Source organism: Streptomyces hesseae (assembly GCF_031845785.1).
Taxonomy (GTDB): domain Bacteria; phylum Actinomycetota; class Actinomycetes; order Streptomycetales; family Streptomycetaceae; genus Streptomyces; species Streptomyces hesseae.
The window spans coordinates 106,523-129,051 of record NZ_JAVRFI010000005.1 but is presented as its reverse complement, the minus strand read 5'-3'; the positions used below and the strand labels follow the sequence as shown (position 1 = coordinate 129,051).

The 22,529-nt window shown below is 70.9% G+C and carries 22 protein-coding genes and 1 pseudogene; 11 read left to right on the top strand and 12 right to left on the bottom strand.

Annotated features, from left to right (window positions below; translation table 11 throughout):
- The first annotated feature begins 618 nt into the window (after positions 1-618).
- Complete coding sequence (locus RM609_RS10635) at positions 619-1,221, top strand: DinB family protein (protein WP_311609905.1); 603 nt, start codon at positions 619-621, stop codon at positions 1,219-1,221.
- Between the two features lie 258 nt (positions 1,222-1,479).
- Here the strand turns inward: RM609_RS10635 and RM609_RS10630 are convergent.
- Positions 1,480-2,169, bottom strand: a pseudogene (locus tag RM609_RS10630) (helix-turn-helix domain-containing protein); the annotation flags it as partial.
- A gap of 252 nt (positions 2,170-2,421) precedes the next feature.
- Between RM609_RS10630 and RM609_RS10625 the strand changes: the two are divergent.
- From RM609_RS10625 to RM609_RS10610, 4 genes are all read left to right on the top strand, one after another.
- Positions 2,422-2,751, top strand: a complete 330-nt coding sequence (locus tag RM609_RS10625; RefSeq protein ID WP_311609901.1) for a hypothetical protein — start codon at positions 2,422-2,424, stop codon at positions 2,749-2,751.
- A 43-nt stretch (positions 2,752-2,794) separates the two neighbouring features.
- Positions 2,795-3,016, top strand: a complete 222-nt coding sequence (locus RM609_RS10620; RefSeq protein WP_311609899.1) for a histidine phosphatase family protein — start codon at positions 2,795-2,797, stop codon at positions 3,014-3,016.
- Between the two features lie 146 nt (positions 3,017-3,162).
- Positions 3,163-3,837 carry an HAD-IA family hydrolase gene (locus tag RM609_RS10615; RefSeq protein WP_311609897.1) on the top strand — a complete coding sequence of 225 codons (675 nt, stop codon included), beginning with the start codon at positions 3,163-3,165 and terminating at the stop codon, positions 3,835-3,837.
- Positions 3,838-4,004: 167 nt separating this feature from the next.
- Positions 4,005-4,451, top strand: a complete 447-nt coding sequence (locus RM609_RS10610) for a spore-associated protein A (protein ID WP_311609895.1) — start codon at positions 4,005-4,007, stop codon at positions 4,449-4,451.
- Positions 4,452-4,651: 200 nt separating this feature from the next.
- On the opposite strand, the gene RM609_RS10605 is transcribed toward RM609_RS10610, so the two are convergent.
- The 4 genes from RM609_RS10605 to RM609_RS10590 all read right to left on the bottom strand — a co-directional run bounded on the left by RM609_RS10605 (position 4,652) and on the right by RM609_RS10590 (position 7,279).
- Positions 4,652-5,161: a class I SAM-dependent methyltransferase gene (locus tag RM609_RS10605; protein ID WP_311609893.1), complete on the bottom strand. Its 510-nt coding sequence runs from the start codon at positions 5,159-5,161 to the stop codon at positions 4,652-4,654.
- Between the two features lie 80 nt (positions 5,162-5,241).
- Entirely contained in the window at positions 5,242-6,078 is an 837-nt protein-coding gene (locus RM609_RS10600; protein ID WP_311609892.1) for a DUF4097 family beta strand repeat-containing protein, read from the bottom strand.
- Positions 6,079-6,168: 90 nt separating this feature from the next.
- Positions 6,169-6,726, bottom strand: coding sequence for a hypothetical protein (locus RM609_RS10595; protein WP_311609890.1), 558 nt, complete (start codon positions 6,724-6,726; stop codon positions 6,169-6,171).
- Between the two features lie 100 nt (positions 6,727-6,826).
- On the bottom strand, positions 6,827-7,279 hold the full coding sequence (locus tag RM609_RS10590) for an Lrp/AsnC family transcriptional regulator (protein ID WP_311609888.1): 453 nt from the start codon (positions 7,277-7,279) through the stop codon (positions 6,827-6,829).
- Positions 7,280-7,415: 136 nt separating this feature from the next.
- Between RM609_RS10590 and RM609_RS10585 the strand changes: the two genes are divergently transcribed.
- Entirely contained in the window at positions 7,416-8,033 is a 618-nt protein-coding gene (locus RM609_RS10585) for a LysE family translocator (RefSeq protein ID WP_311609886.1), read from the top strand.
- Positions 8,034-8,102: 69 nt separating this feature from the next.
- Here the strand turns inward: RM609_RS10585 and RM609_RS10580 are convergent, their stop codons facing one another.
- The 3 genes from RM609_RS10580 to RM609_RS10570 all read right to left on the bottom strand — a co-directional run bounded on the left by RM609_RS10580 (position 8,103) and on the right by RM609_RS10570 (position 10,896).
- Entirely contained in the window at positions 8,103-8,540 is a 438-nt protein-coding gene (locus tag RM609_RS10580) for a MarR family winged helix-turn-helix transcriptional regulator (RefSeq protein ID WP_311609884.1), read from the bottom strand.
- Positions 8,537-9,961 carry an MFS transporter gene (locus tag RM609_RS10575; protein WP_311609882.1) on the bottom strand — a complete coding sequence of 475 codons (1,425 nt, stop codon included), beginning with the start codon at positions 9,959-9,961 and terminating at the stop codon, positions 8,537-8,539. Before RM609_RS10575 ends, RM609_RS10580 begins: the two co-directional genes overlap by 4 nt.
- A gap of 167 nt (positions 9,962-10,128) precedes the next feature.
- Positions 10,129-10,896: an SDR family oxidoreductase gene (locus RM609_RS10570; protein ID WP_311609881.1), complete on the bottom strand. Its 768-nt coding sequence runs from the start codon at positions 10,894-10,896 to the stop codon at positions 10,129-10,131.
- Positions 10,897-11,107: 211 nt separating this feature from the next.
- Between RM609_RS10570 and RM609_RS10565 the strand changes: the two genes are divergently transcribed.
- The 3 genes from RM609_RS10565 (at position 11,108) to RM609_RS10555 (ending at position 14,859) form a co-directional block, all read left to right on the top strand.
- Positions 11,108-12,634: an MFS transporter gene (locus tag RM609_RS10565; RefSeq protein WP_311609880.1), complete on the top strand. Its 1,527-nt coding sequence runs from the start codon at positions 11,108-11,110 to the stop codon at positions 12,632-12,634.
- A 279-nt stretch (positions 12,635-12,913) separates the two neighbouring features.
- On the top strand, positions 12,914-13,813 hold the full coding sequence (locus tag RM609_RS10560) for a chitosanase (RefSeq protein ID WP_311609879.1): 900 nt from the start codon (positions 12,914-12,916) through the stop codon (positions 13,811-13,813).
- A 74-nt stretch (positions 13,814-13,887) separates the two neighbouring features.
- The gene (locus RM609_RS10555) at positions 13,888-14,859 is read left to right on the top strand and encodes a GNAT family N-acetyltransferase (RefSeq protein ID WP_311609877.1); all 972 of its coding nucleotides are present in this window, start codon (positions 13,888-13,890) and stop codon (positions 14,857-14,859) included.
- A 35-nt stretch (positions 14,860-14,894) separates the two neighbouring features.
- Here RM609_RS10555 and RM609_RS10550 read toward each other — a convergent pair whose 3' ends face one another.
- Complete coding sequence (locus RM609_RS10550; protein ID WP_311609876.1) at positions 14,895-17,063, bottom strand: hypothetical protein; 2,169 nt, start codon at positions 17,061-17,063, stop codon at positions 14,895-14,897.
- A gap of 198 nt (positions 17,064-17,261) precedes the next feature.
- Positions 17,262-18,053, bottom strand: coding sequence for a TetR/AcrR family transcriptional regulator (locus tag RM609_RS10545; protein ID WP_311609874.1), 792 nt, complete (start codon positions 18,051-18,053; stop codon positions 17,262-17,264).
- A 124-nt stretch (positions 18,054-18,177) separates the two neighbouring features.
- Here RM609_RS10545 and RM609_RS10540 point away from each other — a divergent pair, with 124 nt between their 5' ends.
- A complete protein-coding gene (locus RM609_RS10540; RefSeq protein WP_311609873.1) occupies positions 18,178-18,399 on the top strand; it encodes a hypothetical protein in 222 nt (73 codons plus the stop codon).
- Positions 18,400-18,432: 33 nt separating this feature from the next.
- On the opposite strand, the gene RM609_RS10535 is transcribed toward RM609_RS10540, so the two are convergent.
- Positions 18,433-19,515 carry an alpha/beta hydrolase gene (locus RM609_RS10535; RefSeq protein ID WP_311609871.1) on the bottom strand — a complete coding sequence of 361 codons (1,083 nt, stop codon included), beginning with the start codon at positions 19,513-19,515 and terminating at the stop codon, positions 18,433-18,435.
- 178 nt (positions 19,516-19,693) lie between these two features.
- Positions 19,694-20,713, bottom strand: coding sequence for an Lrp/AsnC family transcriptional regulator (locus tag RM609_RS10530; RefSeq protein WP_311609869.1), 1,020 nt, complete (start codon positions 20,711-20,713; stop codon positions 19,694-19,696).
- A gap of 135 nt (positions 20,714-20,848) precedes the next feature.
- Between RM609_RS10530 and RM609_RS10525 the strand changes: the two genes are divergently transcribed.
- Complete coding sequence (locus RM609_RS10525; RefSeq protein WP_311609867.1) at positions 20,849-22,432, top strand: MFS transporter; 1,584 nt, start codon at positions 20,849-20,851, stop codon at positions 22,430-22,432.
- Positions 22,433-22,529: the final 97 nt, after the last annotated feature.

Genomic DNA, 22,529 nt, shown 5'->3' with positions numbered 1-22,529 from the left:
GTGAGCGCATCATTTGAACTGGCCGTGCCGCTGGCCGTTGGGCTGCACAAGAGCATGCCTGAGTTCCACGCGCACGTACCTACCCGTGCCCCGGAGTTCTTCTTCACCAGATTCGGCGGCGTACCTGTATACAGACTGGCGTCGTTGAGGGCCCCAATCCGAAACACAGAGTTCTGATCGTAGGTACATGAACTTTGGCCACAGTTCCACACAGGCTTGATGTAGACCGTAACCCCGGGCTGCACGACGGCCTGATCCGACGACACATCCCAGCCTGCAGTGCTTCCGAAGGCGACCCCTTGGCCGAACAGAAGGGCGGCTGCGCCGGCGGCCACCATCACAGCCGACCGGACTCCGGCTTTGTTCATTCGCTGCATATCCCACCCTCGTGGGTGCTCGCGGAGTGAGATTAAGAACAGCACGGCAGTCAACTTCAAACCACACCCAATCCGGGAAGTCACCCGAACGGGTGTCGTTGCTCACCGAGTCTTAGCGGTTGTCTCACGTGGCAAGTTTCGCGAGCTTCTTGTTAGTAGGTCAGGGCGGCGGCCATGGCCAGGTCTCGGCTCTGCCAGTCGTTGCGGACCACGTACGGGATCTTGAGACCACGAGCAGCCCATGGCAGGCTCATGCCGCACGATCGATGAATTCGCGAAGGACAACCTGCACGGGAGACTGCGGCGGGACCGCGAGGCGCTGCTCTGGAAACTCGGCGGCTTGTCCGAATACGACGCCCGCCGGCCTTTGACGGCGACCGGGACCAACCTCCTCGGCCTGGTCAAACACGTGGCCACCGTCGAGGCCAGGTACTTCGGCGAGATATTCGACCGCCCTTCCCCGGAACCGCTGCCCCGGTGGCAGGACCCCAACGGCGGCGATCTATGGGCGACCGAGGACGAGACCCGCGATCAGATCGTCGGGTTCTACCGGCGTACGTGGGAACACTCGGACGCGACGATCAACGAGCTTCCGCTCGACGCCCCCGGCCACGTGCCGTGGTGGCCGGAGCCTTATCCCAACACGAACCTGTTCGCCATCATGGTCCATGTCCTCGGCGAGTCCAACCGGCATGCCGGGCACGCCGACATCCTGGGCGAGGGCCTCGACGGACGGACCTGGGTGCGCCCCGAACACGAGCAGCAGATCGACCAGGAAGCCCGTGCAGCCTACTGCGCGAAGATCGAGCAGGCCGCCAGGTCGGCCGCACCAATCAAGGCTTAGTATTCCAGCGCGACTTCGTGATCCATCCGGTTGAGGGGCTGGCGAGTCGTCGCTAGTTGCGGCTGCGGCGATCTCCGGCCTGGTGGTATCTGCGCCAGTTCGACCAGTTCAGCAGCCTGTGCGGGGACGTGATCGGCGGGGTCAGCAAGGCACAGAGCAGGTGCCGGACCTCCAAGACGTTCAGGTCGACGGGGTTGGTGCTGCAGGCGTGCCCGTTGGGGTGTGCTGTCCTGGTAGGTATCGCGCCGGCTCATGCGGTCATCCGTCCTGAACTGATCCGTCGTCCCGGCCGCGCTTCCGCCGCCAGTCCGACGGGCTGGCCCCGCACGCCCGTTTGAACGCCACACTGAACGCGAACGCATCTGTGTACCCCACCTCGCGCGCCACCGCGGCAACGGTCTCCTCCGTGTCGTGCAGTAGGTCCGCCGCCAGCGCCATCCGCCAGCCGGTGAGGTAGGTGAGCGGCGGCTCGCCGACCACGCCGGTGAAGCGCGCGGCGAAGGCGGCCCGGGACTGGCCGACCCGCGCGGCCAGTTCGGCGACCGTCCACCGGTGCGCCGGGTCCTCGTGCAGCAGGCGCAGAGCGTCGCCGACGGCCGGGGTGGACAGCGCCCCGTACCAAGAGGGGAGTTCGGCCTGCGGCCGGGCGTACCAGGCGCGCAGCGCCAGCACCAGTACGAGGTCCAGCAGCCGGTTCAGGATGGCATCCTGACCGGGCTCCTCGTGGGCTACCTCGGCGGCGAGTAGGTCCAGCGCCGCGCGGGTGCGCGGCCCGGTGGGCACGACGGCCAGCGGCGGAAGCATGTCCAGCAGGCGCTCGCCCACGTCCCCGCGGAGTTCGTAGGCACCCCGGAGCAGGGTCGTGGCGCCGGGCAGTCCGTCGCCGTACGTGCGGGGCGCCAGGTTCTGCCGGGCCGCCGTTGCGCTGTCGATGGCGTGCTTCCTTCCACTGCGGCTTCGCCCCTCCCTCAAGGCGGCCCTTGCGCCCGCGGCCCTGTTCACCCTGAGCGTCGCACTGCGCGACGGCGCGAGCGCCCCCGTCCGGCTCTGCGCCCCCGCCGCCCTGTTCCTCGGCCTCGGCTGCATCCTCTCCGGACTGTCGTGGCTCCTGCCACGCCGCACCGTGGACCTGCGGATCTCACCCACCGGATCCCATGCCTCACATCCCCCAAGCGAGAGGTCCGCTTCGACTGGTCCCACGTGGCGGAGGTCACCGTCCGCAGATCCCGCGGCAGGAACGCGGAGACCGGAACGCACGGCATCCAGGTCCGCTTGCACCCCGGAGCACCGCACGGCCTCCGTATCCCGAAGGACAAGGGGATCTGGCTCCTCGTCTGCGACATCGGACGCCGGCCCGTCCTGCCCCCGGCAGTCGAGGAAGCCCTGTGGGACTGCGCAGCGGAACGATGGGTACCGCCCGCCTCCCCGTCCGTCCCCGGCGACGGCCCCCGCGGACGCGAGACGAACATCGGCGACGCGAAGAACGACTTCGCCCGGTGGGAGAAGGAATTCGGCCCGTCCGGCAGCTGAACCCCACTCACAGCACCCTGGGCACCCGCAGGGGAGGGATCACGTGCGCGAACCCATTGCCCCATCGCCTTACGCTGCGGTATTGCAGTGGTCCTACCGCCCACCGGGAGGCGAATCGCTCGCCGAAGTAACGCTGCGCGCACGCGATCTCCTCCGGGAGATGCACGACAGCGCCGCGAACCGGCGAGTGATGATCATCGCTCACGACGCGGTCGTCGTGGCCATCCGGCCACGCCCTCGCCGGCCTGGGCAACCCGGCCCCTGACGCCCCTCCCGTGCCGAACGCGTCGGTCTCCCGCCGGGACGGCGACGGCACTCACCTGCGCCTCGCAGAGTTCGGCACAACCACCCACCTGGCAGCGGAAGGTGCCGATCCCCTCGGGCCGGAACGGCCCCGGTACGCTCCCGGCCATGCGAATTCCGATTGACGCTCTCTTATTCGACAGCGATGACACGCTCGTCTCCATGCGGTCGGTGGCCCGCGGCGTATGGACGCAATGGGCTGAGTCCTACGGCATGACCCTTGACGAGGTGACGGCCCAGGTCCCGGTGCACGGCCGCCCCGCCTCCGCGATCATCGCGGACCTGCTGCCCGCCGACCAGGTGGCCGAAGCGGTGCGGCGCCTGGAGGACGCCGAGGTGGCCGACGCCCTGGCCGGCGACGTCACGCCGGTGCCCGGAGCCGCCGAACTCATCGCCTCACTGCCCGCCCACCGCTGGGCCGTGGTGACCTCCGGCGCCCGCCGCGTGGCCGAGGCGCGCCTCGGCCACCTGGGCATGCTCCCCGAGGTACTCGTCACCGTCGACGACATCACCCACCACAAGCCCCACCCGGAACCCTTCCTCCTGGCAGCCGAACGCCTGGGCGTCGCCCCGTCCCGCTGCGCCGTCGTAGAGGACTCACCGGTAGGGCTGGCCGCCGGGCGCGCGGCGGGCATGACGACCATCGCTCTGACCACCACGCACGCGGCGGAGAAGCTCGAAGCGGACGTGATTGTCGAGGACCTCACCGCCATCTCCGCTCGTGTCACGCTCGACGGCCGGTTCGAGGTCGAGATCGCGTGTGACGGCGGCCCGCGGCCATAGACAGCCGGCCAGGGCACGCCTCGGGCGTGGTGGCTGATATTGAATTGTGGGGATGAAGGGGCGCGCAACCTCTTTGGGGTGTGGAGTGTCTGTATGGGCACGGAGATGGCCGTCCCGCGTACGCCCATCAACCGGCACCATGCGACTTGCGACTCTACGGAGGACACATGAAGCGTGCTGTACGCACCCGCGTTGCGGGAGCTGCCTTGCTCGCCGCCGCCACGACCGTCACCGCGCTGGTGGCGGGCACCGGGACGTCCGTCGCCGCCCCGGCCCGCGCCGCCGCGTACAACCATGAGTGCGGCAGCGGATACGCGCAGGTCAACGAGCTCCCGATCCCGGGCCGCGGGGCGGTCTACCTGGCCTACAACGCCGCCACCGGCAAGAACTGCGTGGTCACCAAGCGGAACGGCTCGACCGGCTCGCCGCTGTGGGTGGGCTCCTGGATCCAGCGCAACACGGAACTGAAGTCGAAGCAGGAGCAGTACGGCTTCTTCACCTCGTATTCGGGGCCGGTCTACCTGGACGCCAAGGGCAAGTGCGTCGACTGGGGCGGCGAGATCGACGGCTATGTCGTGGCCCGTTACAAGACAAACTGCGGCACCCTGGCCTAGGCGCGGCAGTGCAGACCCGCTGACCCGGGCCCGAGGCGATGAGCGGAGCGGTGGGCGGCGGGGCGTACGGCCCTGCCGCTCCCGCGCACCCGGCGGCGCAAGCGGGTGCCGTCCCGCAAGGCAGTCACCGGCAAGCCGGACGATCTCCAGTCGGACGCGGTTCTGCGCGGTGTGTCATCGATCGTTGTCGACGGGATGCTTCATAGCCGCCGAACGTGCAGCACGCCGGTCAGTATCGGGAGGGTGAACTCGCCGCGGGCGGTCTCCGGGCTGCTCGTGAGGAAAGCGCGGATCCGGCCGAGCGTGGCCTGTCGTTCCTGTTCCGGTATGACGAGCATCCCCGCGCGCGTCGCGAGTGCCACGACGAGGGAGTCGGCGGTGCGGCGCTGGCCGTGGGGGAACTCGTCCTGCTCCGGCGAGCCGAACCAGGCGACGCCGGCGTCCGGAAGGCGCGTGTCCGCCGTCGCGGAGCGCCAGCCGCTGCGCGTATCGCGCGGGCCGATGGCCGCGCTCAGCGGTATCGCCTCGGCACTACCCGGCAGGGCCCGGACGGCCGGCAGTGCGCGGCGCGGTTCGGTCAGCATCTCCGGGTCGGGCTCGACAGCGGTGACTTCGGCGCCCGACGCGACCAGCGCGGCGGTCGGCTTGCCGGTTCCGGCGCCGAGGTCGAGCACGCGCGGGCCGGGTGCGGGATCGAGCGCCCAGCGCACCGCGGCCTGTGCGTAGTCCGGGCGGTGCTCGGCGTATGCGATTGCCGCTGGACCTGAGTGTCCCCCTGAGTGCGAGGTGGTCAGGGGCGGCGGATGGTGATGTCACCCATCGAGGTGCGGGCGCGGACCTCGACGGTCTCCGCGGCTCCTTCGGGGCTGTCGGAGGGGGTGAGGTGGTTGTGCACCGCGCCGATGCCGGTCTTGACGTCGAGCCAGGCGGCGGTGGACTCGCGGACCCCGACCTCCAGGTCCCCGCTGGAGGTCGCGAGGGTGATCCGGCCGCTGACGATCTCGTCGATCCGGATGGCGCCGTTGGCCGAGCGGGCGTCGACCGAGGTGTGCGCGAGGCCGACGGTGATGCGTCCGTTGGAGGCCAGGGCCTTCAAATGGCCGACGGTCTCGTCGATCGTCGTCTCGCCGTTGCCGTTCTTGACCGTCGCGGCGCCGCCGAGCCGGCCGGCCTCGACCCGCCCGGACCCGATGATCTCGGCGTCCCCGGTGGCGCGGCCGAGGTGGATGTCCCCGTGGGAGGTCTTGAGGGTGACGGTGGCCGCCTCCTCGACGCGGATGTCGCCCGCCGAGGTCCTCAGCCGGCAGTCGCCGAGCGGCCCCTCGCAGAGGAAGTCGCCCAGGGGAGAGGTGCCCTGCACCTGTGAGCCCGAGGGGAGTTCGACGCTGACCTCGAGCGAGCCGGGCCTGCCGAAGGGCGAGCGCTTCCGGGGGCCTTTGACCGTGAGCCTTCCGTTGACGTAGGTCACCTCGGTCTGCTGGGCGGCTCGTACGTCGGCGTCGTCGGCGCCGTTGGCCGGCCGGACCTCCACGACGGTGTCCGCTCGCTTGCTCGCGCTGATCCTGGCGGTGCCGATCTCGAACTCGAGGGTCACGGCGATCGGTTCGGGAGTGTCGAAAACAGGCATGGCTGTGCCGTCCTCATGACTGTGGTGGATGAATCCGTTGGTGACGCTGATGACGCGGGTGATGGGAAGCGCGGGAGCGGCGGGGCGCGGTCAGCGCACCCAGCCGGTGAAGCCCTGCGAACCCCGGTGGCGCGTCCGCCCGTTGGGGCGGGGGGAGCCGGTGGCCGGCTCCAGGGCCGCGGCGACGGCCCGTACCAGCCAGGCGTTGACCGACAGGCCCTCCCGGCCGGCGGCGTCCTCGACCCGGGCCTTGAGGGGCGCGGGAAGGCGGAAGTTGATGCGGGCCGTGCCGCCTTCGTCGCCCTCGGCCGGCATCGTGGCCGCGGCGGGGGCGGGAGGCAGAGGGACATGGCCGCCGCCCGAGTCGCCGCCGTGCGTGGCGCCGTCCTCGAAGGCCTCCGGGGCAGGCGGCGGCGTCACGACGAACTCGGGGTCGAGCCCGCGCAGCCGAACGTCGACCGAACCGGGTGCGAGATCCCGGGTGACCTCGTCCATGGCGACGGAGAGCGCGTTCAGCAGTGTGAGCCGGGTGGCGGACTCCAGGGGCGCGGTGAGCCGCTCCGCCAGGGCTCGTGCTTCGTCACCGCCCGCGTCTGCGGCGACCGCGAGCTGGCGTTGGAGATCGTCGACATAGGGCGTCAAGTCCATGACGTCATAATGGCGCTGAAGTGGCGCCATGCACAAGCCGTGAGATGGTGCCATGATGGCATGTGTCCATGCCCGACCATGCGACGCCACCCCCGCGACGTCACAGCGGCAACGGGCGGTTCTCGACGATGCTCTTCATCACCAGCGTGGAACTGAGCCGCTGAACGCCCGGGAGCGTGGCCAGGCGCTCGTCGTAGAGCCGCTGAAAGGCGGCCAGATCGCGTGTGACGACGCGCAACAGGTAGTCGGGATCGCCGAAGAGACGTTGCGCCTGGAGAACGTTCGGTATGTCGGCGACGGTTTCCTCGAACGCGGCCACCGTCTCACGGTCCTCATAGCGCATGGTCACGAAGACGAGTGCCTCGAAGGTCAGCCCGAGGACGTCGGCGTCGAGCTGCGCGCGGTAGCCACTGATCGCGCCCGACTGTTCCAGTGCGCGCAGACGACGGTGGCAGGGGGAGACGCTGAGACGTACGCGTTCGGCGAGCTCGGTGATGGTGAGGCGCCCGTCGCGCTGTAGCTCGGCAAGGATTTTCCGGTCCACGTCATCCATGTGGAAGATTCTTCCACGACGGCGCTGAAGTGCTGAAAAAGTTGGAAGCACATTTCCGTCGCATTTACCTAATCTCCCTCTCGGGGCCTGCGGGTACGGGTGAGCCCCGCGGCAATACGAGAACGGAGAACAGGGCATGGAACTCGGCAGCGTCACCGCCTTCTGGGCGGTGTCCCTTCTGCTGGTGCTGGTTCCGGGAGCGGACTGGGCGTACGCGATCGCCGCCGGGCTGCGCGACCGGACATTGCTGCCCGCGGTGGGCGGATTGCTGACCGGGTACGTGGTGCTCACCGCGGTGGTCGCCGCCGGGGTGGCGACGCTGGTGGCCCGGAACCCGCTGGTGCTGGCCGCGCTGACCGCCGTGGGCGCGGCATACCTGGTGTGGCTGGGGATAGCCACGCTCGCTCGCCCCGCCGCCCCCACCGCCGGTACGCAGGACAGCGGCGGCTCGTGGCTGCTGCGGGCGGCGAAGGGGGCCGGGACGAGCGGGCTCAACCCGAAGGCGCTGCTGCTGTTCCTGGCCCTCCTGCCGCAGTTCGTCGCCCAGGGCGCGACCTGGCCGGTCGCGGCGCAGATAGCGGTACTGGGCCTGGTGCACATGGCCAACTGCGCGGCGGTCTACACAGGGGTGGGAACGGCGGCGCGGCTGGTGCTGCGGGCGAGGCCGACGGTGGCCCGGGCGGTCACCCGGTGCTCCGGAGCGGCGATGATCGTGATCGGGGGCTTCCTGCTGGTGGAGCGGCTGCCCGGCTAGCAGCCGCTCCACCAGTGAGGAGGCTGACGGGGAGGCCGGCAGAAACACCGGCGGGGAGCCCGGCGCGGTTCAGCGCTGCTGATCGGCCGACAGCTTCACCAAGCGCTCGGCGATCCGCTCCAGCGCCGCCAGGTCCTCTTCCGGCAGAGCCAGCAGCGCCGCCGGCGGCATACCGATGATGGCGTTGGCGCGTTCCGCGGCGGCGCGCCCTTCCGGCGTCAGGGAGACGATCTTGGAGCGTCGGTCGGCAGGGTTCTCCGAGCGCTCTACCAGGCCCTGCCGTGCCAGGTCGTCCACGACGAGCGTCGTGTACGGCCGGTCCGTCAGCAGCTCTTCCGCCAGCTCCCGCAGCGTCATGGGGCGTTTGGCGATCCGGCGCAGCGCCTTCACGCGGAAGAAGCTCATGCCGAGTGCCTCGACGACTTCTTTGCGGCGCTCGTTGCCGCCGAGGACGATCTCCCGGAGGTTGTCCCAGGCTCGTCGTGCCGTTTCGTCCTGCGTGCTCATGAGGTCGTCACCGAGGTCCTGGTCCGGTCGGGGTCGTTGTGGTCGAGGCCGGCCGCGGCGTGTTCGGCGGTCCGGGCGGCCCAGCGGCCGGTGGTGATCGTACCGAGGGCGAGGACGGCCAGTCCGCACCCCGTGATGATCCACCAGCCGATGTCCCCCGTCCCCGTGGCGGCCGTGGCGCCGATGACGGCGACACCGAGCGACGTACCGACCTGACGGCTCGTGGAGGCCAGGGCGGCCGCCACCCCGGCCCGGGAGCGGGGGAGTCCGGAGATCGCGGTGTTGGTGATGGGCGCGTTCACCAGCCCGAAGCCGATCCCGAAGAGCACGTAGGCGGTGTACAGCCGCGGGTCCGACGACTCCGCGTCGAACGCCGCGAAGAGTACGCCGCTGGCGGTGAGCGTCACCCCGGCCAGGACGAGCGGCAGCCGGGGCCCGCGCGTTCCCACCAGCCGTCCGGACAGCGGCGCGAAGACCAGGCACATGGCGGCCATGGGCAGCATGTGCAAACCCGCCTCCAGAGCGGACAGACCGCGCCGTTCCTGGAGGTGCAGCATATTGAGGAACAGGAAGCCGGACAGCGCCGCGAAAGCGCACACCGCCGTGATGGTGGCTCCGGTCAGTGGTGCGCTGCGGAACAAGCGGGGTTCTATGAGGGGCTCGAAGCGCCGGTTCTCGTGGACGATCAGCGCGACGAGGGCTGCCGCGGCGAGGCTGAAGCAGCCGACGATCTCCGGAGAGGCCCAGCCCGCGGCGGGGCCTTCGATGAGCCCGTAGGTCAGCGAGGCCAGCAGCAGGATCATCAGCAGCTGGCCGGCCGGGTCGAAACGGCGCGGCCGCGGGGCCCGGGACTCCGGGACGTAGCGCAGGGTCATCACCAGCGCCGCGAGCCCGACGGGCACGTTGATCCAGAAGATCGAGCGCCAGCCGACCGACTCCACCAGGGTGCCGCCGATGATGGGCCCGGCCGCCATGCTGATGCCTACGACCCCGCCCCAGACGCCGATGGCCCGGGCCCGTTCCGCGGGGCGGGTGAAGGTGTTGGTGATGATCGACATCGCGACGGGGTTGAGCATGGAGCCGCCGACGGCCTGAAGGGCCCGGAAGGCGATCAGCCAGCCGAGGCCGGGCGCGAGACTGCACAGGGCCGATCCGGCGGTGAACAGCACCAGACCGGCTACGAAGACGCGGCGCCGGCCGAACCGGTCGGCCGTCGAACCCGCGAGCATGAGCAATGAGGCCACGACGACGACGTAGGCGTCGATGGTCCACTGGAGCCCCGAGACTGAGGAACCCAGATCGGTTCGCAGGGATGGCAGGGCCACGTTGAGGATCGTGTTGTCCAGGCTGACCAGCAGCAGGGCCGAGCAGCAGATGCCGAGGACGAGCCAACGGCGGCTGGAGGGCAACTCCGGCGTCACGCCGACCTCCTGAGGAGATTAGTTAAATAAGTCCAATCGTTTAAAGTGTACAACTAATCCGGGGGTCGGTGCACCGTTCGCCGAACGGGACCGCTGAGAACGCCGTCGAGCGGCGCGCCTCCTAGGGTGCGCCGCTCGACCCCGCTGACCGGGACGGGCCCCGGCGGTCAGGCCTCCTGTGCCGTGGGCCGCAGCATGATCTCGTTGACGGCGGCATGCGGCGGCTGGGTCACCATGAAGACGACGGCCCGGGCGATGTCGTCGGCGCGCAGCCACGCCTCCCGCGGCATGCCGGGCGCGACCGGTGTCCAGTCGTTGCCGGCGGTCATCTCGGTGGTGGTCAGCCCGGGCTCCACCAGGCCCACCCTGACGGACCGGCCGGTCAACTCCTGGCGCAGCGCCTCGCTGAAGACGCACACCGCGTGTTTGGTCGCCGAGTAGACGCTGTTGTTCTTGCGGACGATACGGCCGGCCACCGAGCTGATGCTGACGAGGTCGGCGACCCCGCGCCGCCCGTCCGCGGCCGCGCTCACCAAGTGGGGCAAGGCCGCCCGCGAGATGTTCAGGACGGCGGTGAAGTTGAGGTCCACCATCCGCCGCCACTGCTCCGGGTCGCCCTCCTCGACCGCGCCCCGGGCCACGTAGCCGGCGCCGTTGACGACCACGTCCAGCCGCCCCAGGTGCCGCACCCCCTCCTCGACGACGCCATGGGCCCGCGCGTCCTCACTCAGGTCGGCGGGGAGCACGGCACACGTGCCCCCCTCGCCGCGGATCGTGGCAGCCAGTTGCTCCAGCCGTTCGGCGCGCCGGGCCACGAGAGCGACTCCCGCGCCCTGCCGGGCCAGGGCGAGAGCGGTGGCCGCTCCGATGCCGCTCGACGCGCCCGTCACCAGCGCGGCGCACCCCGACAGCGGTGCGTCGGTCGTGTCGCTCACCCTGCCTCCTCACACATGGCGATGGCCGATGGATAACCGGTACCCGGTGTGCGCGCCGGGATAGCACCCGACCGCACCTTCGCCGGTGCGCCCGCCCTGCCGAGCCTTTTCGGCCGATACGGCCGCTGGGCGAGACATGTACTCTTGAGCCAGAAATGAGACATCAATGTCTCATTGGAAACATCAATGCCTCGAACGAGGAGAGATACCCATGACCAGCCCCGCCCCAACGCCCGCCCCCGTGCGGTTGCGCTGGCTACAGCTGGCCATCCTGTGCGTGTCCGTCCTGCTCATCGGGATGGACGCCACGATTCTCAACGCGGCGCTGCCCTCCCTGGTACGGGACCTGGGCGCCGACGCGACCCAGCAGCTGTGGGTCGTGGACGCCTACGCGCTGGTGCTGTCCGGACTGCTGGTGACGGCCGGTGCTCTCGGAGACCGCTGGGGACGCAAGAGACTGCTGCTGATCGGCTTCGCCCTCTTCGGGCTGGCCTCCGCGCTGGCCGCCGTGGTCACCGGCCCGGTGGGCCTGATCGCCGTTCGCGCCCTGCTGGGCGTCGGCGGTGCCGCGATCATGCCGTCCACGCTCTCGATGATCCGGGCGGCCTTCACCGACGCGCGCGAGCGCACGGTCGCCGTGGGCGTCTGGTCCGCCATGGCCGCGGGTGGCATGGCGGCGGGTCCCCTCGTGGGTGGCCTGCTCATGCAGCACTTCAGCTGGCAGGCCGCCTTCCTGGTCAATGTGCCGGTGGTCCTCGTCGCCCTGGTCGCGGGCGCGCTGTGGCTGACGGAGTCCACGGGCCGGGCCCACGCCGGGCTCGACGCCTCCAGCGTGGTCCTGTCGATGGCGGGCGTGGTCGCGCTCGTCTTCGGCGTCAAGCAGATCGGCAAGGCCGGACTCCTCGCCCCGAGCACCCTGGTGGCGCTGACGGCGGGCGTCGCCCTGCTCGTCTGGTTCGTACGCCGACAGCTCCGTCTCGAACACCCCCTGCTGGACGTACGCCTCTTCGCCAACCGGACGTTCAACGCTGCCGCGATCGCCATCCTGCTGACGATGGCCACCGAGGCCATCGTGCTCTTCCTGCTCACCCAGCACTTCCAGATGGCCCAGGGGCTGAGCGCCTTCGACGCCGGAGTGCGGCTGCTGCCGATGACCCTGGCCCTGTTGGCCGCCGCCCCGGCCGCCTCCGGACTGATCCACCGCTTCGGCATGCGCGTCGTCATCGTGAGCGCCCTGACGCTGGTCGCGCTCGGCGCGCTGCTGCTGGGCCTGACCGTCGACGGCGGCTACGCGGCGGTGGCCGGGGCCCTGGTGCTCCTCGGCGCGGGCGGCGGAGCCATGTTCACCGCGTCCTCGGTGACCCTCATGGCGGCCGTCCCGCCGGAGCGGGCGGGCGGCGCGGCCGCCGTCGACGAGATGGCCTTCGAGCTGGGCGGAGCGCTCGGCATCGCCGTCCTCGGCAGCCTCGCCGCGGCCCTCTTCCGCGGCACGGTCACCGACAGCGCACCCGACCTGCCCGCGCACACCGCCGAGCAGGCCAGGGAATCGCTGGCCGGCGCGCTGTCGGTGGCCGAGCGCCTGCCCGGGGACGGCGCGCGCCTGGCCGAGGCCGCGAAGGCGGCGTTCACCGACTCCTTCGCCACCACCAGCCTGATCTCCGCAGGCGTCATGGCCATGGTGGCCTTCCTGGCCGCTGTCCTGATCCCGCGCACGTTCACACCGTCGAACGACGGGTGACAGCCGGGCCGCGACTGACAGCGCGAATCCGCCTGACGGGGCCGGTCCCCGTAGAGCGAACTGCTGGGGCCCCGCTCGCTGGGGCCCCAGCGGCGTGCCAGGGCCGGAACGCGCGGGCTCAACAGGAACGCGCGGGCCCGACCGGAACGCGTGGGCTCAGCCAAGCGGGTCGGAAAGACCGGGGCCCGGCCCGGACGCTTGTGGCCACTGCCACCACACAGTTATCCAAGGACCACAACAGCCCCCTCCGGCCCTTGAGCCCCGCCCCGGGAGAAGCCCATGCGTGACCGGCCAGCCCGAAGAAAACCCCGGATCGCCCGAAGAAACCCTCGGATCGCTCGGAGAGATCTTCGGATCGCCTGCGCCGGCCTGGCCGTCGCGCTCACCGTCGGCGCCGCGCGGACTCCCGAGGACGGCCTCGACTGCCCGCGCGTCAAGGAAGTGGCGATGGAACTGGTCGCCAGCGCCGAGAACTCCACCCTCGACTGGAGGAGCCAGTACCAGTACATCGAGGACATCGGCGACGGACAGGGCTACACCGGCGGCATCATCGGCTTCTGCTCGGGCACCGGGGACATGCTCGAGGTCGTCACCCTCTACACCCGGCACAAACCCGCCAACCCGCTCGCCGCGTTCCTCCCCGCGCTGCGCAAGGTCAACGGCACCTCCTCCCACGCCGGGCTGGGCGACCCCTTCGTCAAGGCCTGGAAGGCGGCCGCCGCCGACGAGGCGTTCCAGGCCGCGCAGGAAGAGGAACGCGACCACGTCTACTTCGGCCCTTCGGTGCGGCGGGCCAAGGCGGACGGACTGCGCACGCTCGGCCAGTTCATCTACTTCGACGCGACCGTCATGCACGGCAACGGCGACGACCGGAACGGTTTCGGCTCCATCCGCAAGAACGCCATGGCCAAGGCGAAGCCGCCGGCCCTGGGCGGGGACGAGGCGGCCTACCTCAACGCCTTCCTCGACGCCCGCAAGGCCGCCATCAAGCGCGCCACGGTCCACGGCAACACCAGCCGGGTCGACACCGAACAGCGCGTCTTCCTGAACGAACGGAACTTCACCCTCGAACCGCCGCTGCGCTGGAAGACCTACGGCGACCCGTACGAAATCCGGAACTGGCCGAGCCCCGAAGCCCACCGCCCCACGGCCTCACCCAGCGGACCGACCGTCACCTGAGCGGAAGACACGCAGGACATGCCGTTGGCGAAAATCTTTCGACGCACGCTTTATCCCTATATACGGTTTCGCTTATGAACGTCACCCTCACGCCGCTCCGCGCAGCCGATGCCCGCGACCTCATGGAGCTGCGACGAGAGGTCGAGCGCGTCGACAGCACCGGCACGCACGAGGACGAGGCGGACATCCTGCACGAGCTCGCCGACCCCAAGCTGGACCTGGCCCGCAACACCACGGGCGTCCGGCAGGACGGCCGGCTCATGGCGTACGCGATGGTGTACGAGCCCGAGAACGTCCGCGACATCGCCCGCTTCGGCACCTCCGCGGCCGTCCACCCCTCCCTCCGCCGCCGAGGGATCGGAGAGCGCCTCACCGGCTGGATGCGCACCCGGGCCCGGGACATCTGGGCCGAGCGCCACCAGGGCGACGGCGTGCCGGGAGAACTGCTCATCGACGGGGTGGCCACGAACAAGGGCCTCGCCGCCCTGGCCGAGCGCGCCGGGTTCAAGCCCTGCCGCTACTGGTTCAGCATGGGACACGACCTGCGCACGCGTGACCTGCCCACCCCGGCCACACCGGATGGGCTGCGCCTGGTGCCCTTCGACCGGGCCCTAGACGAGGCCACCCGTGACGCGCACAACGATGCCTTCCGCGACCACTGGAGTTTCACCGAGGCGGACCGCACCGACTGGGACACATGGTTCACCGGCGACCGTTCCTTCCGTGCCGGGCTCTCCGCGCTCCTGCTCGACGCCGACGACCGCGTGGCCGCGTACCTCCTCGCCGACGAGTACGTCGCCGACGGAGCGGCCAAGGGGCTTCGCGCCTGCGCGATCGGCCACCTGGGCACCCGGCCGGCCCACCGGGGCCGGGGCGCGGCCCGCACCCTGCTGGCGTACACGCTGACCGAGGCCGGTCGCCGGGGCTACGACAAGGTGGAGCTGGTCGTCGACGCGGACAACCCCACCGGAGCGCTGGGGCTCTACCAGCGGATGGGCTTCGCGACGGAACGGGAGTTCATCACATACGCCCGGCCGCTGGACTGACCAGCCCCCGCCACGACCGTCCCTTCGGCGGCGCGCTACAGGTCGTCGCGGTGGGAGGTCAGACGGTCCCGCACCCGAGCGTGCCGGAACTGGAACACCGCGCCGGCCTGGCGCAGCACACCCCGCCGGTGCGCGTCATGGAGGAAGCGCATCAGCCGCCAGGGCAGCCGCCCCGCCAGGGCCAGCAGGGCGTGGGCGAACACGAAGGCCCCCCACGGACGGCCGAGCATGACCACCAGACCGCACGCCACCCCGAAGGCGATCCCCGTGCCGAAGGCGAACCCGGGGTCGTCGGCGGGCGGGAAGACGACGCCGCTCACGACCGTCCCCACCGCGCTGTAGGCGAAGCGGCCCACTCGCCCGTACGACAGATGGCCCACGGTCCACCCGGCGAGCGCGCCGGCGAGGCCGAAGACCGTGTTGAACGTCAGCCCTCCGACCGGCCCCAGGGCCGGCCAGGCGGAGACCCGGGGATCCGTGAAGGCGAATACCGTCCCGAACGTGAGCCCGAAGGGGAGCGCGAAGGAGACGCCCAGAATGAGCGTGGACACCCGGTCCTGTTCGAAGGCCAGCCCCGGACTCGCCACCTTCGTCGCGTCCGACGGGGCCCTCAGCCACGCGTGGAGGGCGACGGCCAGCCCGAACGGCGCGCCGAGCACGAGCTGGGCCCAGCACGGCAGCTCGAACCCGAAACCCAGCGCCATGCCCGTCACGCACCCAAGCGCGAACCTCAGGGCGAACACCCTGACCGTGCCCCGGAGCCGGATCTCCACCCGGGCCGGTGACGGCCGCCGGGACGGCACGGCCTGGACGAGGAAACCGGCCGATCCGAAGGAGACGCCGAAGACCAGCCCGATCACCGGGCCGCCCGCCGCCGCTCCGATGAAGCCGAACATCAGCCCGGAGACGACCCCGAAGACCAGCCCCGCGACCCACCCGGGAACGGCGCACGCCACCTGCCACCACGCCAGGTCATGAGTGCCGTTCCGCGCCATGTGGCGGGCGATGAACCCCAGCCAGCCGCGCGCGTCCTCAAGGCCATAGCTCCCCGGAGCCCTGCCCGAGCCCCCGGGCGGCGCAGGACGCGGACGGTAGACGGCCGGGAGGAAGGCCGTGAGCAGATGCCGCTCGACGCTCGCCCGGTCGGGGAAGCGCAACAGCTCGCGCGGGTCCTTCGTCGGCGCCGCGTAGATCACCCGGGCGAGCGCCACCATGAGAGGACTGGTCAGAGCCCGTGACAGCGGAAGGTCCGGGAAGTCCGGGCGGTCGCGGAGCTCCGCGAGCAGGGACTGCCAACGGATGTCCTCCCACGGTCTGTCGGCGGTCAGAAAGCTCTCGGCCTGACGGACACCGATCGGCAGCATCTCCTTCACCACCGCCCGGCTCAGCACCCGCCCCGACCGCTCGACCGCCCGCTCGTACTCGGCGACACGACAGGTGAGAACCAGCAGATCCTGCCCGCTGTCGTCCAGTTCACCGAGGGCGGACGCGTGAAGAGCCTCGGACATCTCGTCCAGGCCGTCCAGGAGCAGGAAGACATGCCCTCCGGTGACCAGCCGCTGCGCGACACCGGCACCGTAGGCCTCCTTGTCGGCCAGGAACGGGTACTCCTCGACCAGCCGGCGAGCCAGCCAGGTCCGCAGATGCTCCACCCCCGGGACCCAGGTGTTCCCCGAATCCCACGAGGACGCGGTCAGGAGCACCGGAACCGGATCACCCGGCTCGTACGAGCCGAGCAAACCCAGCGTCAGGAGCATCACCCAGACCGTCTTGCCGGACCCGCGCTCTCCCAGCATCACCAAGTGCCCCTGGGGGAGCGCCCGGAACGCACCTACCAGCTCGTCCAGATCGACGCAGCGCCCCAGCGCCTCCGACGCGGCGGGGCCCGTCCGCCCGGTGGGCGTCGTGGGCGTCGTGGGCGCGACGGCCCTGCGTACGGCCACCGCACGACGCGTGTTCGCCCACTGCAAACGGATGGGCTCCGGGCGCCGCAGCCCCTGGGCGGCCACCTCGCCCTCCCACTGCCGCCGGACCTCGTCCGCGAGCCTGGTCTTGGCGGCTTCCAGCCGCTCCAGGGAGTCGTCCTTCGGCCGGCCGGCGAAGGAGATCCTCCCGATGTTCCTCGCCTGGATCACCGAACCGCGCACCCGGCCACCCGACACCGCGTTCTCGGTACGTCCGGCGTCACCTGTCTCCGCTGTCATCGCAAGCCCCTCCCCGGCCGGTCGTATCCAGCAGCATCTGGCGGGCAGTTGGCTGAAAGTCAACCATGGGCCAAGCCCCGGCGCGCCCCCGCTCGTATGAGTGAGAAGGGAGCACAGGAGCACTCCGGGGGCGCACACCGCGCAGGGGGAAAGCGCCTCACGCGGGCGCGTGCGACGCCCCGGCACGGTGACGGGCGTTCACGGGTGCGTGGCGGCGACCTCTGGAGGGAAGACGCGCGTGATGTGGTAGTCGAGCACCGCCCGTATGTCCGTCAGCGAGCGGCGCTCGTGCACGACGTCGAGGCCCAGGCCGGTGATGCCGGAGACGAGCAGGTCCGCCTCGTGCTGCGGGTCGAGGCCCGGCGCCGTCATCCCGGCCGCCCGGCCCGCCTCGACGATGTCCGCGACGAATCGCTCCAGCGGCTGGTCGGCGGTGAGGAAGACCGCGGCGAGGGCGGGATCGGTCAGGCTGCGGGCGTAGTACGCCGCGAACACCTTCAGGGCATGGGCGCGTTGCTCGTCCAGGGGCAGGAATTCGAGCAGTACGGCCCGCAGCAGCGCGCGCGGGTCCGTCGTGTCCGCGGGGACACGTGCTCTGGCCAGGCGTTCGTTCTCCTCGTGCAGCAGGCGCAGCGCGTCGACGAGGAGGGCGTGCTTGCTGTCGAAGTGGTATTGGACCACGCGCAGCGAGACCCCGGCCCCGTCCGCGACACGGCGCATGCTCGCGGCGTGCAGGCCGTGCTCGGCCGCGATGTGCCACAGGGCCTCGGCGATACGGCGCCGTTGGCGTTCCCGGGTGCCGGATGACGCCCGCGTCGATGCCGAGGCGGGCGCGGGTGTGGTGCCGGGGGCGGGCAGATGCTGCTTGCGCCGCCGGTACGCGCGGGCCTGACAGCTCCGCGAGCAGTAGACGGCGGGGCGCCCGCGCTTCGCGGGCACGAGAGGCGTGCCGCACGTCCGGCACGCTGCCTGTTCCTTTTCGTCACGCATGCTTTTCATCGTAGCGTCGAAAAGAGTGTGACGAAAAGCAAGAATGTGCTGAGAAATTGGCGCTTTACGGTTTTCCTCGCTGATACGTTTGTAACGTATTCCGCACGCAGGGAGGAGAGAACGCGTGAAGTACGACGTGTTGCAGATCGTCGGTGCCTCGGTGATGGTGGTCTTCGCGCAAGGCCTCGTCCGGCTCGTCGTCCACCCCGACGACCGGGGGCTGCTCGGGTGGGTGCCGGGCGGCTTCGTCCCGGTCCTGCTCGCGCACGCCGCCGCCGTCACCACTGGTGTCGTGCTCGCGGGCTGGGCCTACACACAGGCGAAGGCCATCGGCCGCCGCGAGTGAGGCGCGCGTCAGGGGGGAGGCGCCAGGGGGGCGTCAGGGGGAGTGCGGCGGGCCTTCCAGGTGGTCACTGATCCACTTCATGGGGCCCGCCATGTTCGCGCCGTAGGTGGCGCCGTTGTGGCTGCCGCCCGGTATCTCCCAGAGCTTGGTGTGGACGGGGCCCTCGCCATAGGAGCGCATAAAGTTCTTGACGCTCCTCATGGTGGAGGCGTTCTCTTTCGTGCCGACCTGGAAGGAGAGGTAGACGTCCGGCCCCTTGGTGTCGATCAGGCGTTTGGCCAGCACCTCGGGGTTGTTCTCGGCCTTCTCCTTCTCGTGGCCGTTCCACAGCGGCGAGTCGGGGACGACGTCCGGTCCGTTGGCTATGACGGCCTTGAACTTGTCCGGGTGCTTCAGCACGGCCTTCAGACCGGCGAAACCGCCGGTCGAGGAGCCCATGAACGCCCAGCCGTCCCGCGACTTGAGCGTACGGAAGTTGGCGCGCATCAGGTCCGGGACGTCCTCGGTCAGCCAGGTGCCCATCTTCGGCTGCCCCGGGATGTCACTGCCGTCCCAGTAGATGCCCTTGTCGCCGGGGCCGGGGTTCAACTCCGGCATCGCCAGCAGGAACGGCTTGCTCGAACCCGCGTGGAACCACTCGGAGATGCTCTCCTGGAGGGAGAACCCACCCGGGCGCCCCATCCAGTAGTTGCTGCCGTACCCCGGGCCGCCGGGCAGGGCGATCAGCACGGGGAAGCCGCTCTTCGCGTACTTCGGGTCGTCCGTGTACTCCTTGGGCGCCCAGACCCACACCTTGCCCTTGAAGCCGGACTTCCCGCCCTCCAGGGTCACGACGCCGATCTTCGTCCCGTCGCCCAGAGTCTCGGCGTTCGTGAAGGCGGCCTCCGGCCCGGTGGGCAGCAGGGTCCGGGTGTCCGCCGGCTTGCCGCCGCTTATCGCACGGCCGACCCGGCCATAGCTGACGGGCTCGCCCTTGTCCGTGAACGGCGGGATGTCGAAGAAGCTCATCGCCGGCCAGGCGGCGACCCCCAGCACGGCTACCGCGACCGATGACACCACGACGAGACGGCTGCGCCGGGCGCGGGCCGCACGGGTTTCCGTGAATCGCTTCGTCATCGCAGTGCTCCGGATGGGGCTGACTGATCCAGAGAAGAACCGCCGACCGACAGCTTAATGCGCTACAGCTGTTACTTACCGTGATAGAGCGGCCGATCGGGTGACCGTCCGGCCCGGGAACATCACTGTCCTCCGGCCACAGCTGCGCTCACGCGCGCTGCGGCAGCGCCCGCCCCCCTCAGGGTGCGCTCGGTGCGAAGGGCCCCGCTGTCTTGATGGTGCGGTGGATGGGCGCCGTACTGGTGCCCAGGATGCCAGGCAGGGCGGCGACGCGGCCGGTGAGGTAGCGGTAGAAGGACCCGGCGTCGTGTGTGGTGATGCTGGCGAAGATGTTCGTCGGGCCCGTTGTGGCGGCGGCGAAGGCCACTTCCGGGTGGGAGGCGAGCGCCTGCCCCGCCCCGTCGAGATGTGACGGCTCCACGCTCAGCCACAGTGAGGCCCGGAAATTCCGCTCCAGGACCCGCGGGGCGTACTCCACGTCGAAGTAGAGCACCCCGGCCGACCGCAGCTCCGCCAGCCGGCGGCGGACCGTGGTCTGCGACCAGCCGGTCGCCACGGCGAGCTCGCCGATGCTCGCACGGCCGTCCCGCGCCAGCGCGTCGAACAGCCGGCCGTCCGCGTCCTCCAGGGGATAGGCCGGGGCCGGGTCGGCGAGCGGGGTCTCCGGCGCGTCCTGCGCTTCCTGCGCCTTCAGGGCGATGACCTGCTCGCTCGTCAGCGGTCCCGTCTTGGTGATCAGGCTGCGGTCCTGACCGAAGAAGACGTGCAGAAGACAGTGCGCGGAGACGTCCACGACCCGGGGCGTGCCCGGCAGCTTCTCCAGCAGCGTGTCACCGTACGGCCCCCGCGACCGCACGAGGCAGAAGATCTCCGTGCCGCCTCCCGCGACATGGACCCAGGTGGTGTCCCTGCGCCGGGCCAGCGCCTCACCGATCTGGGCGGCGGCGCTCGGCGCGCAGCGGATCCGGACGAACCAGGGGACCTCGCCGAGCCGCAGCGGGTCGGTCAGCCCGAGGACACGCAGGGTTCCGGCGGACCGCAGCCGCGTGTAGCGGCGGGCGACGGTCTGGTCGGACACCCCGAGGACCTCGGCGATCCGGCGGAACGGCGCCCGCCCGTCGATCTGGAGCGCGTGGGCGAGCATCTGGTCCTGCGGGTCGAGTGCCGGAAGGGCACCACGCTCGATGTCGAGATTCACCACATGAGTCTACGAGGTGTCGGATTTCGCGCGAGAGTCGACTCCGGCTGCGACATCCGGACGCCTCACGCCCATCCTGAGCGGGCACGACCGCGTCCAACCAGCACGCGGCCGAAATGAAACGGAGTTCCCTCAATGCGTAAGTGGTGGCCATTGGTGGCGGTATGCCTGGGCGCCTTCATCCTTCTGGTGGACGTCACCATCGTCAATGTGGCGCTGCCGCAGATGGCGGACGCCCTGGACGCCCCCTTCTCCTCCCTCCAATGGGTCGTCGACGCCTACGCGCTGTCACTGGCCGCGCTGCTCCTCGCCGCGGGCTCGATCGCCGACCTCTACGGGCACCGCAAGCTCTACGTGTCCGGCCTCGCCCTCTTCGCCCTGGCCTCCCTGGCCTGCGGCCTCGCCACCGACGCGGGTGTGCTGGTGGCCGCGCGGGCGGTGCAGGGCGCGGGCGGCGCCGCCATGTTCGCCACTTCGGCGGCCCTGCTCGGCGCCACGTACCACGGCCGTGACCGCGGCACCGCGTTCGGCATCTGGGGAGCCGTCAACGGCGCCGCGGCGGCGACGGGCCCCATCCTGGGCGGCCTGCTCACCGAGCACATCGGATGGCAAGCGATCTTCCTGGTCAACCTGCCCGTCGCCGCCGTCGCCATCCTGCTGACCCTGCGCGTCGTACGCGCCGACCGGACCGCGCGGCACCAGGCCCGCACCGGCCGTGTGGACGTCCCCGGCGCCGTCACGTTCACCCTCGCGGCGGCGGCCGTGACCTACGGGCTGATCCGGAGCACCGAGGCGGGCTGGACCTCACCGACGGTGATGATCACGTTCGCCGTGGCGGCGGCCTCCCTCATCGCGTTCGTCCTCGTGGAGACCCGCCTGGGACGCCGGGGCGGCCAGCCCATGCTCGACCTCGCCCTGCTGCGCCGCCCGTCCTTCGCCGGGCTCATGGGTGGCGCGCTGCTGCTCCAGGGCGGTGCGTTCGGCTGCCTGGTGCTCGTCTCGCTGTGGCTGCAATCGGTCCTCGGGCTCGGCCCCGTCGAGGGCGGCCTGGCCCTGACCCCCATGGCCGTGGTCTCCTTCCTCGTCGCGGCGATCGCCGGCCGCCACATCCAGCGGCTCGCGCCCCGGCTGCCGATCGGCGTCGGCCTGCTCCTGATCGCGGCGGGCATGTACCTGCTGTACGACGCCATGTCCGCCGACGCCACCGCGTCCTCCCTCGTCATCGGGCTCGCCGTGGGCGGTGCGGGCGTCGGCCTGGCCACCCCCGTCCTGGTCTCCGCCGCCACCGGCAGCGTGCCGCCGCAGCGGATGGGCATGGCGGCCGGCGCGGTCAACACCTTCCGGCAGCTGGGCATGACCCTGGCCATCGCGGTCCTGGGCGCCGTGTTCACCCACACCGCCCAGAAGCGGCTCTCGGGCCTCGTCCCGGACGCGCACGACGCCGCGTCCGCCCTGGCCGGCGGCCAGGCGCAACGCCTCATCGCCGCCGCGCCGCACGGCAACCAGGCGGAGGCGCGGGAGCTGATCCACCGGGTCTTCGCCGACGGCATGCAGGACGTCTTCCTGTGCGCGGCGGCGGCAGCGGCCGTGGGCGGCCTCCTCGTCCTGGCCCTCGTCCGCCCCACGCCGACGCCCTCCGCGCCGGGCGCGTCGGGAAGCGCGGGGCCCGCCAAGGAACCGGCCGCCACCGAGGAGCCGGCGACCGCCGGCCGGCCGTGATCCACAGGCGCGTACAACTGCGCCTGTGATCGGGATTCAACGGGCGAGGGGGCACCGGTGCGTTGCCTTACGCTTCGACCGGCCTTCCTCGTCCAGC

Excerpts from the sequence above, each read along its gene's own strand:
- RM609_RS10635 (WP_311609905.1), top strand. The coding sequence starts at position 619 with ATGGCAGGCTCATGCCGCACGATCGATGAATTCGCGAAGGACAACCTG.
- RM609_RS10615 (WP_311609897.1), top strand. The coding sequence starts at position 3,163 with ATGCGAATTCCGATTGACGCTCTCTTATTCGACAGCGATGACACGCTC.
- RM609_RS10610 (WP_311609895.1), top strand. The coding sequence starts at position 4,005 with ATGAAGCGTGCTGTACGCACCCGCGTTGCGGGAGCTGCCTTGCTCGCC.
- RM609_RS10600 (WP_311609892.1), bottom strand. The coding sequence starts at position 6,078 with ATGCCTGTTTTCGACACTCCCGAACCGATCGCCGTGACCCTCGAGTTC.
- RM609_RS10595 (WP_311609890.1), bottom strand. The coding sequence starts at position 6,726 with ATGGACTTGACGCCCTATGTCGACGATCTCCAACGCCAGCTCGCGGTC.
- RM609_RS10590 (WP_311609888.1), bottom strand. The coding sequence starts at position 7,279 with ATGGATGACGTGGACCGGAAAATCCTTGCCGAGCTACAGCGCGACGGG.
- RM609_RS10585 (WP_311609886.1), top strand. The coding sequence starts at position 7,416 with ATGGAACTCGGCAGCGTCACCGCCTTCTGGGCGGTGTCCCTTCTGCTG.
- RM609_RS10580 (WP_311609884.1), bottom strand. The coding sequence starts at position 8,540 with ATGAGCACGCAGGACGAAACGGCACGACGAGCCTGGGACAACCTCCGG.
- RM609_RS10565 (WP_311609880.1), top strand. The coding sequence starts at position 11,108 with ATGACCAGCCCCGCCCCAACGCCCGCCCCCGTGCGGTTGCGCTGGCTA.
- RM609_RS10560 (WP_311609879.1), top strand. The coding sequence starts at position 12,914 with ATGCGTGACCGGCCAGCCCGAAGAAAACCCCGGATCGCCCGAAGAAAC.
- RM609_RS10555 (WP_311609877.1), top strand. The coding sequence starts at position 13,888 with ATGAACGTCACCCTCACGCCGCTCCGCGCAGCCGATGCCCGCGACCTC.
- RM609_RS10550 (WP_311609876.1), bottom strand. The coding sequence starts at position 17,063 with ATGACAGCGGAGACAGGTGACGCCGGACGTACCGAGAACGCGGTGTCG.
- RM609_RS10545 (WP_311609874.1), bottom strand. The coding sequence starts at position 18,053 with ATGCGTGACGAAAAGGAACAGGCAGCGTGCCGGACGTGCGGCACGCCT.
- RM609_RS10535 (WP_311609871.1), bottom strand. The coding sequence starts at position 19,515 with ATGACGAAGCGATTCACGGAAACCCGTGCGGCCCGCGCCCGGCGCAGC.
- RM609_RS10525 (WP_311609867.1), top strand. The coding sequence starts at position 20,849 with ATGCGTAAGTGGTGGCCATTGGTGGCGGTATGCCTGGGCGCCTTCATC.